General features: G+C 38.2%; 10 protein-coding genes and 6 pseudogenes. 7 read left to right on the plus strand and 9 right to left on the minus strand.

The window, feature by feature from the left end:
• Positions 1 to 140 precede the first annotated feature (140 nt).
• Positions 141 to 1,316 (plus strand): annotated as a pseudogene (locus tag I6H64_RS06295) (IS256 family transposase).
• A 103-nt stretch (positions 1,317 to 1,419) separates the two neighbouring features.
• Here the strand turns inward: I6H64_RS06295 and I6H64_RS06300 are convergent.
• Positions 1,420 to 1,920, minus strand: a complete 501-nt coding sequence (locus I6H64_RS06300; RefSeq protein WP_229092962.1) for an AlwI family type II restriction endonuclease — start codon at positions 1,918 to 1,920, stop codon at positions 1,420 to 1,422.
• 38 nt (positions 1,921 to 1,958) lie between these two features.
• Between I6H64_RS06300 and I6H64_RS06305 the strand changes: the two are divergent.
• Positions 1,959 to 2,354 (plus strand): annotated as a pseudogene (locus I6H64_RS06305) (recombinase family protein); the annotation flags it as partial.
• A gap of 74 nt (positions 2,355 to 2,428) precedes the next feature.
• On the opposite strand, the pseudogene I6H64_RS06310 reads toward I6H64_RS06305, so the two are convergent.
• Positions 2,429 to 3,378 (minus strand): annotated as a pseudogene (locus I6H64_RS06310) (magnesium transporter CorA family protein).
• An 845-nt stretch (positions 3,379 to 4,223) separates the two neighbouring features.
• Here I6H64_RS06310 and I6H64_RS06315 point away from each other — a divergent pair.
• Both I6H64_RS06315 and I6H64_RS06320 read left to right on the plus strand, forming a co-directional pair.
• Positions 4,224 to 4,754: an MFS transporter gene (locus tag I6H64_RS06315; RefSeq protein WP_005919347.1), complete on the plus strand. Its 531-nt coding sequence runs from the start codon at positions 4,224 to 4,226 to the stop codon at positions 4,752 to 4,754.
• A gap of 152 nt (positions 4,755 to 4,906) precedes the next feature.
• On the plus strand, positions 4,907 to 6,241 hold the full coding sequence (locus I6H64_RS06320; RefSeq protein WP_008842402.1) for a dihydrolipoyl dehydrogenase family protein: 1,335 nt from the start codon (positions 4,907 to 4,909) through the stop codon (positions 6,239 to 6,241).
• Between the two features lie 42 nt (positions 6,242 to 6,283).
• Here the strand turns inward: I6H64_RS06320 and I6H64_RS06325 are convergent, their stop codons facing one another.
• From I6H64_RS06325 to I6H64_RS06340, 5 genes and pseudogenes are all read right to left on the minus strand, one after another.
• Complete coding sequence (locus tag I6H64_RS06325) at positions 6,284 to 6,895, minus strand: dihydrodipicolinate synthase family protein (protein WP_005919342.1); 612 nt, start codon at positions 6,893 to 6,895, stop codon at positions 6,284 to 6,286.
• A 232-nt stretch (positions 6,896 to 7,127) separates the two neighbouring features.
• A complete protein-coding gene (locus I6H64_RS06330) occupies positions 7,128 to 7,799 on the minus strand; it encodes a repA (RefSeq protein WP_230937730.1) in 672 nt (223 codons plus the stop codon).
• Complete coding sequence (locus I6H64_RS10140) at positions 7,778 to 7,942, minus strand: helix-turn-helix domain-containing protein (protein WP_008842404.1); 165 nt, start codon at positions 7,940 to 7,942, stop codon at positions 7,778 to 7,780. Before I6H64_RS10140 ends, I6H64_RS06330 begins: the two co-directional genes overlap by 22 nt.
• A gap of 54 nt (positions 7,943 to 7,996) precedes the next feature.
• Positions 7,997 to 8,845, minus strand: a complete 849-nt coding sequence (locus I6H64_RS06335) for an IS3 family transposase (protein ID WP_056985222.1) — start codon at positions 8,843 to 8,845, stop codon at positions 7,997 to 7,999.
• A gap of 67 nt (positions 8,846 to 8,912) precedes the next feature.
• A pseudogene (locus I6H64_RS06340) lies at positions 8,913 to 9,842 on the minus strand (IS30-like element ISLpl1 family transposase).
• Positions 9,843 to 10,063: 221 nt separating this feature from the next.
• Between I6H64_RS06340 and I6H64_RS06345 the strand changes: the two are divergent.
• A complete protein-coding gene (locus I6H64_RS06345; RefSeq protein WP_008842470.1) occupies positions 10,064 to 11,728 on the plus strand; it encodes a glycosyltransferase family 8 protein in 1,665 nt (554 codons plus the stop codon).
• A gap of 181 nt (positions 11,729 to 11,909) precedes the next feature.
• On the opposite strand, the gene I6H64_RS10285 is transcribed toward I6H64_RS06345, so the two are convergent.
• On the minus strand, positions 11,910 to 12,359 hold the full coding sequence (locus I6H64_RS10285; protein WP_081276405.1) for a transposase: 450 nt from the start codon (positions 12,357 to 12,359) through the stop codon (positions 11,910 to 11,912).
• Positions 12,337 to 13,266: pseudogene (locus I6H64_RS06355) on the minus strand (IS30 family transposase). The gene I6H64_RS10285 and the pseudogene I6H64_RS06355 overlap by 23 nt, the downstream one beginning before the upstream one ends.
• A 118-nt stretch (positions 13,267 to 13,384) precedes the next feature.
• Between I6H64_RS06355 and I6H64_RS06360 the strand changes: the two are divergent.
• Positions 13,385 to 14,554 carry a metallophosphoesterase family protein gene (locus I6H64_RS06360; RefSeq protein ID WP_008842348.1) on the plus strand — a complete coding sequence of 390 codons (1,170 nt, stop codon included), beginning with the start codon at positions 13,385 to 13,387 and terminating at the stop codon, positions 14,552 to 14,554.
• A gap of 11 nt (positions 14,555 to 14,565) precedes the next feature.
• Positions 14,566 to 14,802: pseudogene (locus I6H64_RS06365) on the plus strand (asparagine synthase (glutamine-hydrolyzing)); the annotation flags it as partial.
• Positions 14,803 to 15,237: the final 435 nt, after the last annotated feature.

Raw genomic sequence — 15,237 nt, forward strand, 5'->3', positions numbered from 1 at the left:
CAGTAGCCATATAAGACACATAGGAGAGCGTAAAATATCTTGTGTAAATACATAAAAGATTTCTGAATTGTATAGAAATAGGGAATGCCTTTCCTTATGATATTTAGTAATCACAGAAAACATCACAGGAGGCATTCCCCATGAATGAACTTACCACAGAAATTATCGCTGCACTAGCCCAAAAGCAAGATTTGGACGAAGTTTTTCGTCACCACCTCGAAATTGCGATTAACCAGCTGCTTCAAACCGAATTGGCAGAGTTTTGAGGTTACGAACCCTACTCATACGCTGGGATTAACACTGGTAATAACCGCAACGGCAGTTATGAGCACTCGTTTGATACGAAGTACGGCCAACTTAACTTAACCATTCCTCGAGATCGCAATGGCCGGTTTGAAAATCATACCTTGCCAGCCTACGGTCGGCATAGTGATAATTTAGAAACAACGGTCATTCAGTTGTATGCCAAGGGAATTACCACTGCTGAAATTGCCGAACTCATTGAGAAAATGTACGGTGTTCACTACTCCAAAGCCACGGTTTCCAACATGACTAAAGCCGTCAATGAACAGGTTCAAGCTTTCCAGCAACGTCGACTGGCTTCACAATATGCGGCCATCTTCTTAGATGCCACTTACTTGCCATTAAAGCGGGATACCGTTCAAAAAGAAGCCGTTCATCTTGCGATTGGCATTCGTCCAGATGGTACGAAAGAAGTGCTGAACTACCAAGTGGCGCCAACGGTATCGACTGGCATCTGGACTGAACTGCTGGGAACCTTGATCAAGCAGGGCGTTAAAGATGTGCTGTTGTTTGTGGCCGATGGGTTAGTTGGTTTGGATGAAGGCTTGAATCGGCATTTCCCTAAAGCCAAACGACAACGTTGCCTGGTTCATGTTGGGCGGAATCTGATGAACAAAGTTCGCGTAAAAGACCGCAAGGCCGTGATCAGTGACTTTAAACAAGTTCATCGGGCCGCCAACCGTAAAGCAGCCGAACTGAAACTGAATGAGTTCGCCAACAACTGGCATCAGACCTATCCCAAATTAATCAAAGATCTGCTTAAAATGCCGAATTTACTCACTTTCATGGACTTTCTACCAGCTATCCGGCAATCACTATACTCCGCTAACCTGATTGAGAACTTTAATAAGCATCTCAAGCGCACCACCCACCACAAAGAACAATTTCCAACGGAAGATTCACTGGATCGCTTACTGGTTTTTCAGTTTAATGTCTATAACGAGAAGTCTCTGAAGCGGATCCACCGAGGGTTCAAAGGACTCCAGGACACCTTGGAAGCATCATTTATTTAAGTTAGATACATATTATATGTACGAAGGCATTTCATTTACACAAGATTCTTGACGCTACCAGTATAGTCCCTAGTCTGATAATATTTGTTGTATTTTTCTGTATTTAGTTATTCGATGATATCGAGGCTAATATGTCAGCCTTCCAATCAGCGTCGAAATCAGTTTCGATTATTGGTTTATATGAAGTATCTACGGCATCCCAAATAACCTTTTCGTTTACACCTTTATCATGTAACCATTTAATCAACGTATCAATTGTCAGAGGATATATGGTTGCACGAACAGAGCGATGTTGGACAGCGGTTTCCTCTAAATCGGTTGCAGCCACAGAACGCCAAATATTTTTGGTGTTCTTATCAACAGCGTCAGTAATGAAATATGTTTGAACCGGAACAGTGCGACTAGCAGAAAGATTGACGGTATGCCTAAGTACTGGTTCCCACTCCCCACGTTTAATGGCATTCTTATCCATCAGTGTTACTTCAAGAAATAAAGTATGATCCTTGTATTCTATTATAATGTCACCAGAATTTTCATCTTGCTTCTTCTTTTGTCCTCCTGCTTGTGCCACAGGTAATCCTTCTGAACCCAGCGTAAGGTTCATTGACTCTCGCAAACTATACTTTTCCTCTGAAATGTAACACCAGGCAACCGCAATTTGAAAGACTGGTCCATCTGATTGAACCCAATGACACATTGATCGTCATAAAGTTAGATCGTTTTGCTCGTAGTACTAGAGAAGCATTGAACTTAATTGATGACTTATTGAAAGAAAAAATAATGATTAAGGTTTTAAATTTAGGAACGATAGATAACACCCCAATTGAGCGTATGATTGTCAGAACTTTGCTATCGGTCGCGGAGGTGGAGCGTGATATGATTATCGAGCGTATGCAAGCCGGTAAAATATTTGCAAGGCAACACAATCCCAACTATAAGGAGGGTATACCCAAAAGAAAAGAAGATAGCTGGAATATGGCTATCTTTGAATATTCTAACTCTCATACTGTGAAGGAAGCCGCTGAAGCTATTAAATTATTGAAAGGAATCAGCCTTTTAAAAAGTCAACAAAGCACTTCTGCTTTAAATCATATTAGGGTATCACAAATACTTTACAAATATTTTTTGCGTCGCAACCAAAACCAGCAAATTAGGCTTAGTATAACAGAGATAATCAGCACAGCAAAAACACCATAAGAAGATTTTTCAAACGGGACATGGACATTGATTCCCCAAAAGCCAAAAATAATCGCTGGAATAGTCAAAACGATTGATATCTCTGTTAGAGTTTTCATAATCATGTTAAGCTGATACGAAATCATATTGGTTATCATATCTTCCAAATCATCCAAATATTGGCTATAACCTAAAATAATTCTATCCATTGTGTCGCTTGTATCGTATATCCCACCAATTATTTTTTTGGTGGTAAAATCAATATCATTAATAGTTGTGGATTTTTTTTAATGAAATCCAGCGCTTTGTGATTAGCGCCGTAGGTTGTTGACAAAGCTATCATGTATTTTTGAAGAGTCAATAAATCACCAAACGTTGGTCTGAGTGAACCGGACGTTGATATTTCTGAGTCTAAATCATCAATTTTTTCCTTGACTCCACGAAGATGGTTAAGCATCACATGGAAATCTTTTTGTATGATCTTTAAAAGTACTTCCTCTATGAAATTATTGACATCACGTAAAACCATATTGGATAAGAGTTCGGGAATGAATTTTAATTTTTGTTTTGTAAAAATTATCAACTTATTTTTAAATACCAAGAAAACAATAGATGTCGTCAGATTATGTAGATGCCCACCTTCATGTACCTCGGGAAACAAAAAACTTACGAGCAAACTTTTTTCATCGTTCCGATCTATCATCGTGTCATATGCAACTTGATCATCAAACGTTAGTATATTGCCTATTTCAAGGTCATATTTATGTTCAAAAGATTCGATATATTCTCGTTCGTCACCATAAACATAAACAACGGAAGAATTTTTGATATTTGATTCTGACGAAACTAATAATGTATCTTTTGTTAAAGAATAAGTTTTCAGCATTGTAATCCTCCTGCTTTATATTTTTCTCAAAAATAAATGCGTAATTGTTGTGAAATAAATACGTTATCAGTTTTAAAAACATTTTGTCTTATGTATGATAACCTGCCAAAAATTTTATCTCACACATTATCTAGACAATCTTGTCCCCAGCTTCTAATGTATTATCTAATTTATAATTATAGACCCTAATTTAAGGAATGTTTTGGTAACCACCTAGGATCATAGTTAACTCATAGCAAAACTCCTGGTATTTTACTTAGAAGTCGATAAATTAATTGGACTGCTTTATGGTGGTAAGTTATGACGTATTTTAACACCTTTAATTATAAGGCACAAAAAAGCGACACAATTGTTAAGTTATGACGTAGTTTATATATTCATTTAGCGGACATTAACCCATTTATTAATAAAAACTGGACTTAGAATGCGTTTCTCAAACGTCAAAACATGAAAAAACGCCTATTTCTAGGCGCTTTTTACGATTATTGTTGTAAAGTTTGTTGAGCTTTTTTAGCTCTTGGCTTTTTCAAATCTGGATTATCCTTTGCACCTGAAGATGGAAAGGGGACTGCTTCTTCTGCTTATGGTGGTCTAGGCCTGGCTTTAGGTAATAACGGATTTAACGTTATCGGTGCTTTGTTCCTTAGCCAGGTTCGACTAGGATTTATAGTCTTTGGTATATTCACATTTGCTGGCGTATTAATTACAACTTTGATTGTCCATGAGCCTTCTAATTTAGATGAAACCTCAACTAAAAAGAAAGAAAAGTTTTCTTTAAAAAATGTAAAGTTAATTTTTCCTTCTTGGCAAATTGGCGCGACTACTACCTAGCTCTTATAGGAAAAATGTTTCAGGGAGTTGGAAACTTTGCAATTACAGGATACATTTTATATATAATGACCGACTTTCTTCATCGTGGTAATCAAACTCAATCTTCTATCCAACTTGTTAACATGATTATGCTTATTTTTGGCATTTTGATGGGATTAGTCGCTGGGCCACTATCTAATAAATTTAAAATACTGAAATTACCAGTAGGTCTCTCAACTATCTTATTAGCAATTGCAGGTCTCTCCCTGTTCTTCTTAAGAAATAATACTGGTATTATTCTTTACGCCTTAGCTGCCGGTTTAGGAATGGGCTTATGGAACGCACTTGATAATTTATTAAACTTAAAAGTTATCCCCGATCAAAATCGTGTTGCATTTTTCTTAGGTGTTTACAACTTAGGTAATACAATTACACAAGCTATCGCACCCGTTTTAGCCGCTGCCGTCATAAGTCTTTTTGGTTATTCTGGAATTTTTATTGTTTCATTTATTTTTTCCTTGATTGGTGGTATTTCAATGCTATCGATTAAATCATTAAAACGTTAGTAAGATATTTTTTAGCAATCCTTATTTAAAGTTAAGGATGGCTTTTTGTTCTCTTCAGTTGCAATCGCTTGCAACTCGCACCTATCTTCTGCTATGCTCGTGCCAACAATGGTAATTGTTTATTCACCTAAATTTAGGATGGAGGTAATTAAATGACTGAAAGTTATCAATTTGATGTTTTGTACTTAGGCGCGGGGCATGGTGCCTTCGACGGGGCGGTTCCACTAGCTAATAGTGGTAAAAAAGTCGCCATTATCGAAGCGGACAAAATCGGGGGAACTTGTCCAAACCGTGGATGCAACGCGAAAATTACGCTGGACAACCCGGTTCAACTTTTACGCCACCAAGAACGCCTTGATGGCATTGTAAATGGTGACTTAAAGCTGGATTGGACTGCCAATGTAGAACATGAACACGAAGTCATCGACGGCTTGCCGGACATGATTACTGGTTTACTCGACTCTGTTGACATCGAAATTATTCACGGTCGTGGAAAATTTGTTGATGCTCACACCATCGAAGTGGATCAACAGCGCTACACCGCTGACAAAATCGTGATTGCAACGGGGCTACGTCCCCACCATCTAGATGTTATGGGCTCAGAACTTACGCATGACAGTACCGATTTTATGAGCCTCAAACAGCTTCCTGAAAATATCGTAATTATTGGCGCGGGCTATATCGGCATGGAATTTGCCACGATTGCCAATGCTGCCGGCGCGAACGTCACTGTACTTTTACGCCATAATCGGGCGTTGCGCAAATTTAATCAAGATTACGTAAAACAAGTCATTGCCGACCTCGAAAAACGAGGGGTGAAGTTCATTTACAACGCTCAGGTGGATCGTTTTGAGGAAGACGGTTCTCATTTTACCGTGTCTTATAACGATCACGAAACCCTCACCACCGACTGGATTTTGGATGCTACCGGACGAATTCCTAACATCGAAAACATCGGATTAGACGAAGTAGGCGTTAGTTACAATGCTAACGGGATCGAAGTTAACGATCATCTTCAAACTAACATTGATAACATCTATGCTTCTGGTGATGTGCTTGATAAAGAACAGCCTAAGCTCACCCCGACTGCGATCTTTGAATCTAGTTATTTAACCCAACTTTTCACAGGAAAGACTACTGACGCAATCAACTATCCGCCCATCCCAACCATTGTCTTTACCTCACCACAAATCGCACAGGTTGGTATGAGCGTCGAAGAAGCTCAGCAAAATCCTGATTACACCATTAAAACTAATCATCTTCCTGACGGATGGTTCCGCCAAGTTGATAAGGAAACAATTGGTGATAACACCTTGATTTACGATCAAGACCATCATCTTGTAGGAGCAGCTGAAGTTAGTGAACATGCTGCCGATGCAATTAACGTTTTATTACCAGCAATTGAGTTTCAATATACAGCTGAACAACTAGGCCGCATCGTACCTCTCTTCCCTACTTTGGGAGCGGACGTCTGGTCACAGATTTAAAAAAACGCTGAGCCTCTTTTAAGGAGACTCGGCTTTTTTTTATTATTTAGTAAATTCAGCAATTGCATCATCAATATGTTGCCGTACTACCTCAACATGATCCATTTCATCATCTTCTACATGTGGTAAAGGATTACGTGCTCGTCCTACACTTACCCCACGTTTAGCTAAGATTAACTTCATCACATCATATAAATTACCTTTAAATGATGTCAATTCTGAAATTAAATCATTAATTTTAAGTTGAATTTGAAGAGCTTTTTCAAGGTCATCCTCACGAACGCACCGATCCGCTTCCATTAACAATTCTGGATAAACACCATAAGTTCCACCTATACCTGCATCGGCCCCCATTACGCGTCCACCTACAAATTGTTCATCTGGCCCATTGAAAACAATATTATCTTTACCAGCACGTAATTTCCACATATTGATATCCATTACTGGCATGGATGAATTCTTAACCCCAATAACTTGTTCTTTTGCCATCATACGTTTAAATAAGTTTTCTGATAGTGCATAACCGGTTGTTTGCGGAATATTATATATAATGAAATCTAAATTAGTTACTTCCATCATGCTTGTCCAATATGCTTCAATTGCGTGTTCAGGTAATCCAAAGTAAATTGGTGGGATTGCAGCAAGGGCATCCACTCCAATACTTTCAGCATGCTTTGCTAACTCGCTTTGAATCTCATTTCATGTTTTACGTTCTTATCCCTTTCTATATTTTATATTGGTGCTATTGAAAAGCCAATTAAGGCGTTTATTTTTGTGTTTCAGCCATTTTTATAGATTAAACGGATAATTAGTCGTTTTAACTATAAAATTGCTTATATGGCATTTTATAGCTTTTAACGACTATTTACATTTTTTGCATTTCTAATTAATTCAGATACTCCGTCCCTAAGTCCATTGATAAATTATTCTTCGCTATCTGGTTTGTTGAGTGTTCAAGCTTGTATTCACGTTGTAGTTTAGAACTACCGTAATTTTCAAACATATTTTTCATAGTGATATATAAATAGTTCTCGTAATTTTTAATCTGTTTATCGTCGCTTCGCAAAGCATTAAAATACCGACGCAAGGTTTGTGTGATCTTGGTTTGTAATTCTGGTTCATGATCTAAGATAAAAAATAGATGATGATCTTTGTGTAAATCTTGGACATCTCGTCTAGCATTTAGAATAATCCCAATAGTTTTTTTAATGATTTTAGGATTATTATTTGCCCATAGACTAATTAGTCGTATTGTTTCTGGTTCAAATGGAATAGGGTTATTATCTTCTTCTGTCAAAAATTCTTTTGCATGTTGTACTAGGTCTTGATTTTGTTTTTCAATTTGAGCATTTGAAAAATTAGCAGTGGAAAAATCTAGCTGTGCAGTCTCTTTATAGTATCTATTAGTATCTAAGTTATTATATTCTTCTTGATTAACTGCAGAATTTGCAGTTCCGCTTGTACCAAGGGTTTCAGCCGTTTTATTAGAAAAATCAGGCATTTTATAAACATCGGTTGCTGTAAGATGGAGTTGTCCTAAATAAAGCCGATTAGGCAAATTCTTTTTTGCTTTGGATCAAACCCCACACTTTCTTGTCGTAACAATCCAAATTCTTCTAATTGCTTTTTAATAGAAATTACTTTGTGTTCTGAACAATTAAGTAATTCTTTTAGTTCTAAATTGGTAAATATAAAAAACACTTTATTATTTTCAGGTACTGTACCCTGTCAAGTTTGCACTTTAAATAATAAAAATTAGTTGGCCTTGCCAAAGCGATATTCTGCTGCGGTAAGGTCATTTCTTTTCGCTGAGATAAATTTCTCGGTAAAATATGTAATGCCTTCTTTGACTTGTTGTTTTAGTTCTACCAACGTTTGAGCTTTAGGAAGATGAGCTATCCAAATTGCTTTGAAATCAGCCCACCAGTGCTCGATTACCGCATTATCTGCCGGTGTTCCCGGAGCTGAGTAGCTATGCTGTGCATTGTTAATCACTAAATACTGGTTGAATGCTTTTGAGGTATATGCTGCTCCACGGTCAGTATGGATAAGCGGAGCTAATGCTCCTTCATTTACTCGTGCCCTTTCAAATGCTTTAATAGCCCCTTCCGCGGTTTCAGTAGGTGTAATTAACCAACTTACTGGATACTGGCCATATAGATCTAATACCACATGCAGTCGAACCTTATTAAGCCGTACTCCATATGTTATTTCTGTGGTATCCGTAACCCAAACTTGATTAGCTGCTGTCTGATTGAATTGTCGCTTGAGGATGTTTTCAGCTTCATAAGCTTGCTGAGTCTGGATACGCTTGCGAGTCGGCTGACGATAGTCAGCCTTGATTCCATGTTCCTTCATTATTCGAATGATACGTTTCTTATTCACATTGTAAGAAATTTGTTGGCTCAAATTGATTAACCTAGTCATCTTGTCATAGCCAACACTTTGCTTATGCTCATTCTCTAACTGCTTAATTAATTGAAAAATCTCTGACTCTTCGATTTCGCGCTTACTTGGCTTATGTTTGAGCCATTTATAGTAAGCCTGCCTTGTTATTCCAGCTGCTTTGGTTAATTCACTAACTGAGTAGCCTTCGACTATCATTTCCTGAATCGCTTGATATCGTCCGGTCGTTTCACCTCCCGATTTTGTATTTCGGTAGATTGCAAATTTAATTCGAATTTTTGGACAAATTTGTCAGCATAACCTGATACGGTGTTTGCCAGTCGAGTATTTTAAGCGGTCGCTGGTTAATTTGGAGTAACGTCGTCGTTAAATCTTGAGCACTAATGTGCTCAAAACGAGTCCCTTTAGGATAAAAATAACGTAAATTCCGATTAAAGCGTTCATTACTACCACGTTCAGCTGGAGTATAAGCGTGGCAGTAATAGGTCTTAATACCATATTGTGATTCAAGTGATACTAGCCCACTAAACTCAGTGCCACGGTCCACAGTAAAGCTGTGCACCGGACCATTAAAAGTGGTTAGGAACTTAGTTAGTGCTTCATTAACAGTCGCTGTCGTCCGATCTTTTAACCGGTATGCCCAAAGGAACCGTGATTTGCGATCGATTAAAGTTAATAAAACTGCCTTACTATGCCCACGAGGACCAACGACTGTATCTAGTTCAAAGTCGCCGATGCGCTTACGTTGATTAATCATCATGGGACGCTGTTCAATTGATCGCCCCAAAGATTGATTATATTTGGATCGTTGGTCAACGTTACGCCGTTGGCGTACGCCATGTTCAGGTAGATCATTCAAGGAGAAACCAATTCTCCCCTGATTTAGCCAATTATAAATAGATTTAGTAGCTAGTTTAAATTCGTGAGCAATCATTCCTGGTGACCAGCTTAGACGTAAATGGTTGAGAATTTTTTGCTTTAACTCATCGCTCAGCTTAGTTTTCCGACCACATCGTGATCGCTTGTATTCGGCATCTGTTTATGCTAATTCAGCCTGATAAGGTTGACATCGAGATAATTCATAAAAAATTGTTGACGGTGATCGGTTCAGCCGAACGCCCATTTGGATATTGGACAGCCCTAGTTCACAAAAGGTTTCGATTTTAATTCGTTCGGAATAGGTTATACTAGACAAAAGATCAGCTCCTAAAAGATGGGTTTGTGGTAAACACCATTTTAAAGGAAGCTGATCTTTTTTGTCCGAACAGCGTTCGGATTAATTTTACAATCTACTATTATACAGACGGAGAATAGCGTTTGCAAATATTTTGATTTCCTTATCAAAACTATTGCATATTACTTTACTTAATTTTGAATAAATTTATATAATGGGCATATAAATCAAAAAAGGGGTGTATGAATTTGAAAAAAATTAATATCTTATTGGCAGCGGACCGTAATTATGCTGACCCACTATGCATTACCATTAAAACTGCTTTAGAAACCTTAAATTCAGCAACCCGGGCCCATTTCATTGTTTTAACTAACAACCTTGGTGACCAAACCCGGGCACTGTTAGACAAATTGATGCATAATTTTCATACCATTGAGTATTTAAATCTTGACGACGAACGTTTTGATTTTTGCCCAACGAACCAACACATCAATAAAACCGCATATTTTCGAATCATCGCCCCTAAGCTACTAGCTTCACGGCAGATTGATCGACTAATTTACTTAGACGTTGACGTTTTGATTCGAAAGGACCTAACCGAACTTGCCGAAAGTAATTTAAATGGTAATACCGTGGGTGCGGTTATTGATACGGGACAGGCTTTTGCATTGCATCGCCTAGGTGTCGATCCCGTGGTTGCCGCAAGTAATCTATATTTCAATTCCGGAATCATGGTGATCGATGTTGCCCGGTGGAACGCCCATCGAATCACAGAAAAAACTTTGGCATTTATTAGAAATCATGCCGACCGAATTATTTTCCACGACCAAGACGCGCTTAACGCCGTGTTAGCTGGGGAAGTTCAATTTCTTCATCCAAAATGGAATTTACAAAACTCGATTATTTTCAGAAAACATCGGCCAATCAACCAGGGGTACGCTGAACTAATCGACGAAGCCATTAAGGAACCTAGCATTGTTCATTTCACTACTCATGAAAAACCGTGGAAGGACCTCACCGTCCATCCTTATTTAGATGAGTATCACGAAGAACTTGGTGAATTGGAAATGCATCGTGGAGTGATTAACGTTATCTCAGCGGCAAACTCGGCCTTTATTCAACCGCTTGCCACATCTTATATTTCGATTTTAGAAAATGATCCAGAACACCAATACAATTTCTTCTTGTTACCCGATCACCTGACTGATCGCGACATGATGTTATTGGGAAGCATCATTGCCCGGTATGACAACGCGACGATTAAAATTGTAGAAGTTAACGAAGAATTACTAGCTAACGCGGTAGAAAGCGACCGAATCGTCAAAACGGCCTACTACCGCATCCTAGCTCCCGCATTGTTGCCATCCATCAACCGGGCAATCTACCTCGACTGCGACATCATTGCCAACACAAGTTTGCATGAATTATGGCAAACCAACTTAGAGGGCAACGTAATTGCTGCCGTAGAGGATGCTGGATTCCACGACCGGTTGGAAAAAATGGGAATCACTAAGGAAAATGAAAAGTACTTTAATTCGGGAATGATGTTAATTGACCTTGTCCGTTGGCGGGCGAAGTCAATCACCCAAAAAGTGTTAGATTACATCAACCAAAACCCCGAAAAATTACGTTTCCACGATCAGGACGCGTTGAACGCCATCCTTTACAACGATTGGCTACACTTGCATCCCCAATGGAACGCCCAGTCCAACATTGTAATGGAAACCATTTTTCCACCGCGGACCGAATTGTTGGAACCTTACGCAGAAACACGTGAAGATCCTAAGTTAATTCATTTCTGCGGACACGTAAAGCCTTGGCACGAGAATTGTGAAAATCCTTACGCCGAGGTGTACCTGAAGTATCACGAAATGGTTAGCAACCAAGGTGAGAAGGTTCGCGGATAAGCTCAGTCAGGTTGGTTACCAACTTAACCACTAGCTTTTTCAAAACTTATTTTATTGCTAACCATTTAAAGTACCTTAAAAGTGGTAATCCTCCTAATCCGATTATCCACTAAAAAATAGGGGCTAGAGATTAAAAATCTCTGGTCCCTATTTGGTGCGTTAATGTTGAATTTTAAGGGCTCTAAGTCAACAAGTGTTGCTGAAGGCAATTGAAGAAAATCAATTCATTCACGAATTGGTTTTCTTTTTTAGTTTTAAATATAAATTCAATATATATACGATCTCTCAAGTGCTGCCAATTTCTATATCCATAAGCCGTGCGTTGAATTTGTTTAATTTTACGAATAGTGCCTTCAATACGACCATTTAATAATGGTGAATATAGAGCATATACGATTGATTTAACGCGTGTTTTAAAAGTATTAAGTAGTGTACGAAGATATGGAGTAGTGGTCTTGGTTCTAAGCAGTTGTAACAATTTTTCTTTATCTTGATGCCGAATGGCATCAGCGATGGATTGAACAGCAAAGTAGACTTCAGAAAAATCTGAATTAGTACTAATACCCTCGGAAACAACTTGTTCAGAAGTTAAACGGTAGATTGCAAATTTAATCCGAATTTTTGGACAAATTTGTCAGCATAACCTGATACGGTGTTTGCCAGTCGAGTATTTTAAGCGGTCGCTGGTTAATTTGGAGTAACGTCGTCGTTAAATCTTGAGCACTAATGTGCTCAAAACGAGTCCCTTTAAGATAAAAATAACGTAAATTCCGATTAAAGCGTTCATTACTACCACGTTCAGCTGGAGTATAAGCATGGCAGTAATAGGTCTTAATACCATATTGTGATTTAAGTGATACTAGCCCACTAAACTCAGTGCCACGGTCCACAGTAAAGCTGTGCACCGGACCATTAAAAGTGGTTAGGAACTTAGTTAGTGCTTCATTAACAGTCGCTGTCGTCCGATCTTTTAACCGGTATGCCCAAAGGAACCGTGATTTGCGATCGATTAAAGTTAATAAAACTGCCTTACTATGCCCACGAGGACCAACGACTGTATCTAGTTCAAAATCGCCGATGCGATTACGTTGATTAATCATCATGGGACGCTGTTCAATTGATCGCCCCAAAGATTGATTATATTTGGATCGTTGGTCAACGTTACGCCGTTGGCGTACGCCATGTTCAGGTAGATCATTCAAGGAGAAACCAATTCTCCCCTGATTTAGCCAATTATAAATAGATTTAATAGCTAGTTTAAATTCGTGAGCAATCATTCCTGGTGACCAGCTTAGACGTAAATGGTTGAGAATTTTTTGCTTTAACTCATCGCTCAGCTTAGTTTTCCGACCACATCGTGATCGCTTGTATTCGGCATCTGTTTATGCTAATTCAGCCTGATAAGGTTGACATCGAGATAATTCATAAAAAATTGTTGACGGTGATCGGTTCAGCCGAACGCCCATTTGGATATTGGACAGCCCTAGTTCACAAAAGGTTTCGATTTTAATTCGTTTGGAATAGGTTATACTAGACAAAAGATCAGCTCCTAAAAGATGGGTTTGTGGTAAACACCATTTTAAAGGAAGCTGATCCTTTTTGTCCGAACAGCGTTCGGATTAATTTTACAATCTACCAATTAGGAGAATAAAAATCGTGAAAATCAAATTTCTTACTAAAAAATTTTTTAGAACGAGACTATCTGAATTTATCTCTGTTCAAACTGATAACTTTTTGAGAAAATTAAAGCCGAGACCGTTTTTTACAGAATATATCGAGCAAGTTTTCAGAAAGAACGTTGAACCTAACTTTAGCCAAAATTGCTTGACTTTATCGGTTTTAACGGACACTCATGAAAAAGCTGTTTCCAGTTCATCGTACTATGGTCTCAACGGTGTAAGGCATATTATTGAAGCCAATAAGGCTTGCGATTCATTGCCAGTGGATTACAATATTCATTTAGGCGATTTGATCGACGGTAGTGATAAGCCAGAGATCAGTCGAGGATTGTTACAATTCACGATGGAAAATTACCAAAATAGCCAGCGTCCTTTTTATGTGCTGGAAGGTAATCACGATGAAAATGATAAGTATGATGAACACAAATTTATTACTTCAGCCTCATTTAGACGTGACGACTACTATAATTTGGTAACGAAACATGATTTCGAACAACCTGAGATCAAACGCTTGAGTCTCGGTTCCAAAGTTGCTTGGATCGATAAAGGGGATATTCGAGTAATTTTCTTGAATACGAGCGATATTCCCTATATCCTAAATGGCGGGACCAAGAAGTACGACTTCAAAAAAGTCCGTGGTATCCGCGAGCAACAGATCGAAGATTTAATATCTATTTTAGAAAAGACAATTGATAAGCATGTCGTAGTTTTTGGTCATGCTAATTTGATCAGTCAAAGTGGTCGTTCAGCTTTGAACTTCAACGGTGACTTAGTTCAGAAGATTTTTACTAGCTTTAATAATAAGGATTCTGGACAACTTAAAAATGAATTATCCGATGATTTTGGAGTTAATGTTCGCTATAACTTTACTGATACCGGTATTTCGACCATATCGAATTACATTTGTGGACACATGCATTATGAAAAGTACTACAAAGTTAATGGGATTAATCATATAATATTAAATTGTTCGGCCTTAATGGGTAAAAAACATGGCCTAACGACTGATTATAATAAAAAATGGGATCGCCGATATAATGAGATTTCCGAATTAGCTGGATATTTCATTAATATCAATCCCGACAAAATGTTGCTCCAAATATTTGGATATGGTGCAGCAACCAGATTCGTAAGTTTTGAAATTTAAGGAGAATTAATATTTGCGGTATCGTCGGTTTCGTAGACAAGAAGATTGCTGACAAAAAGCCAGTTATAGAAGCTATGATGGATACGATCAAACATCGTGGTCCAAATAGTTCGGGGGAATTAGTTAATGAGGATACGGCGCTAGGATTTCGTCGATTGAGTATCATTGATATCAACAGTGGTATGCAACCTATTTACAATGAAGATAAATCAAAAGCAGTAATTTTTAACGGAGAAATTTATAACTACCCCGCTTATCTTGAGTTTCGTCGTTTAAAGCATAGCACTAGGGAGGCTTAGATGCCTTTTTTTGTTATCAAAAAGGGCCTAGTACTTTTGGAATGGAAATACTTTCCAACACCAAAAATTCTAGACCCAATTAAATTGGGGCCTCGCAAGCATATTTTTTTATAAAACATAGCCAAAAGCTTAGCCAATTTTTGAATTAGCTATGTAAACTTTGGTATATCAACGTTTGTGAGCAGTCGGGTACAAAACCCGCCGACTCCATAAGATAGAAAAAGCAAGAATGCTGATTAGGATGATATCAGCGTTCTTGCTTTTTTGATTGGTGGAAAACTTTTTGTACGGGAGCCACTTTAAGATGCCCCAAATAACACCTCAAAATGTTCAATCCCCTTTAATCCAAAATCGGCAGCTATCCCTATTCAGGAGATAACTGCC

It is taken from the genome of Pediococcus acidilactici (genome assembly GCF_016127815.1).
Taxonomy (GTDB): domain Bacteria; phylum Bacillota; class Bacilli; order Lactobacillales; family Lactobacillaceae; genus Pediococcus; species Pediococcus acidilactici.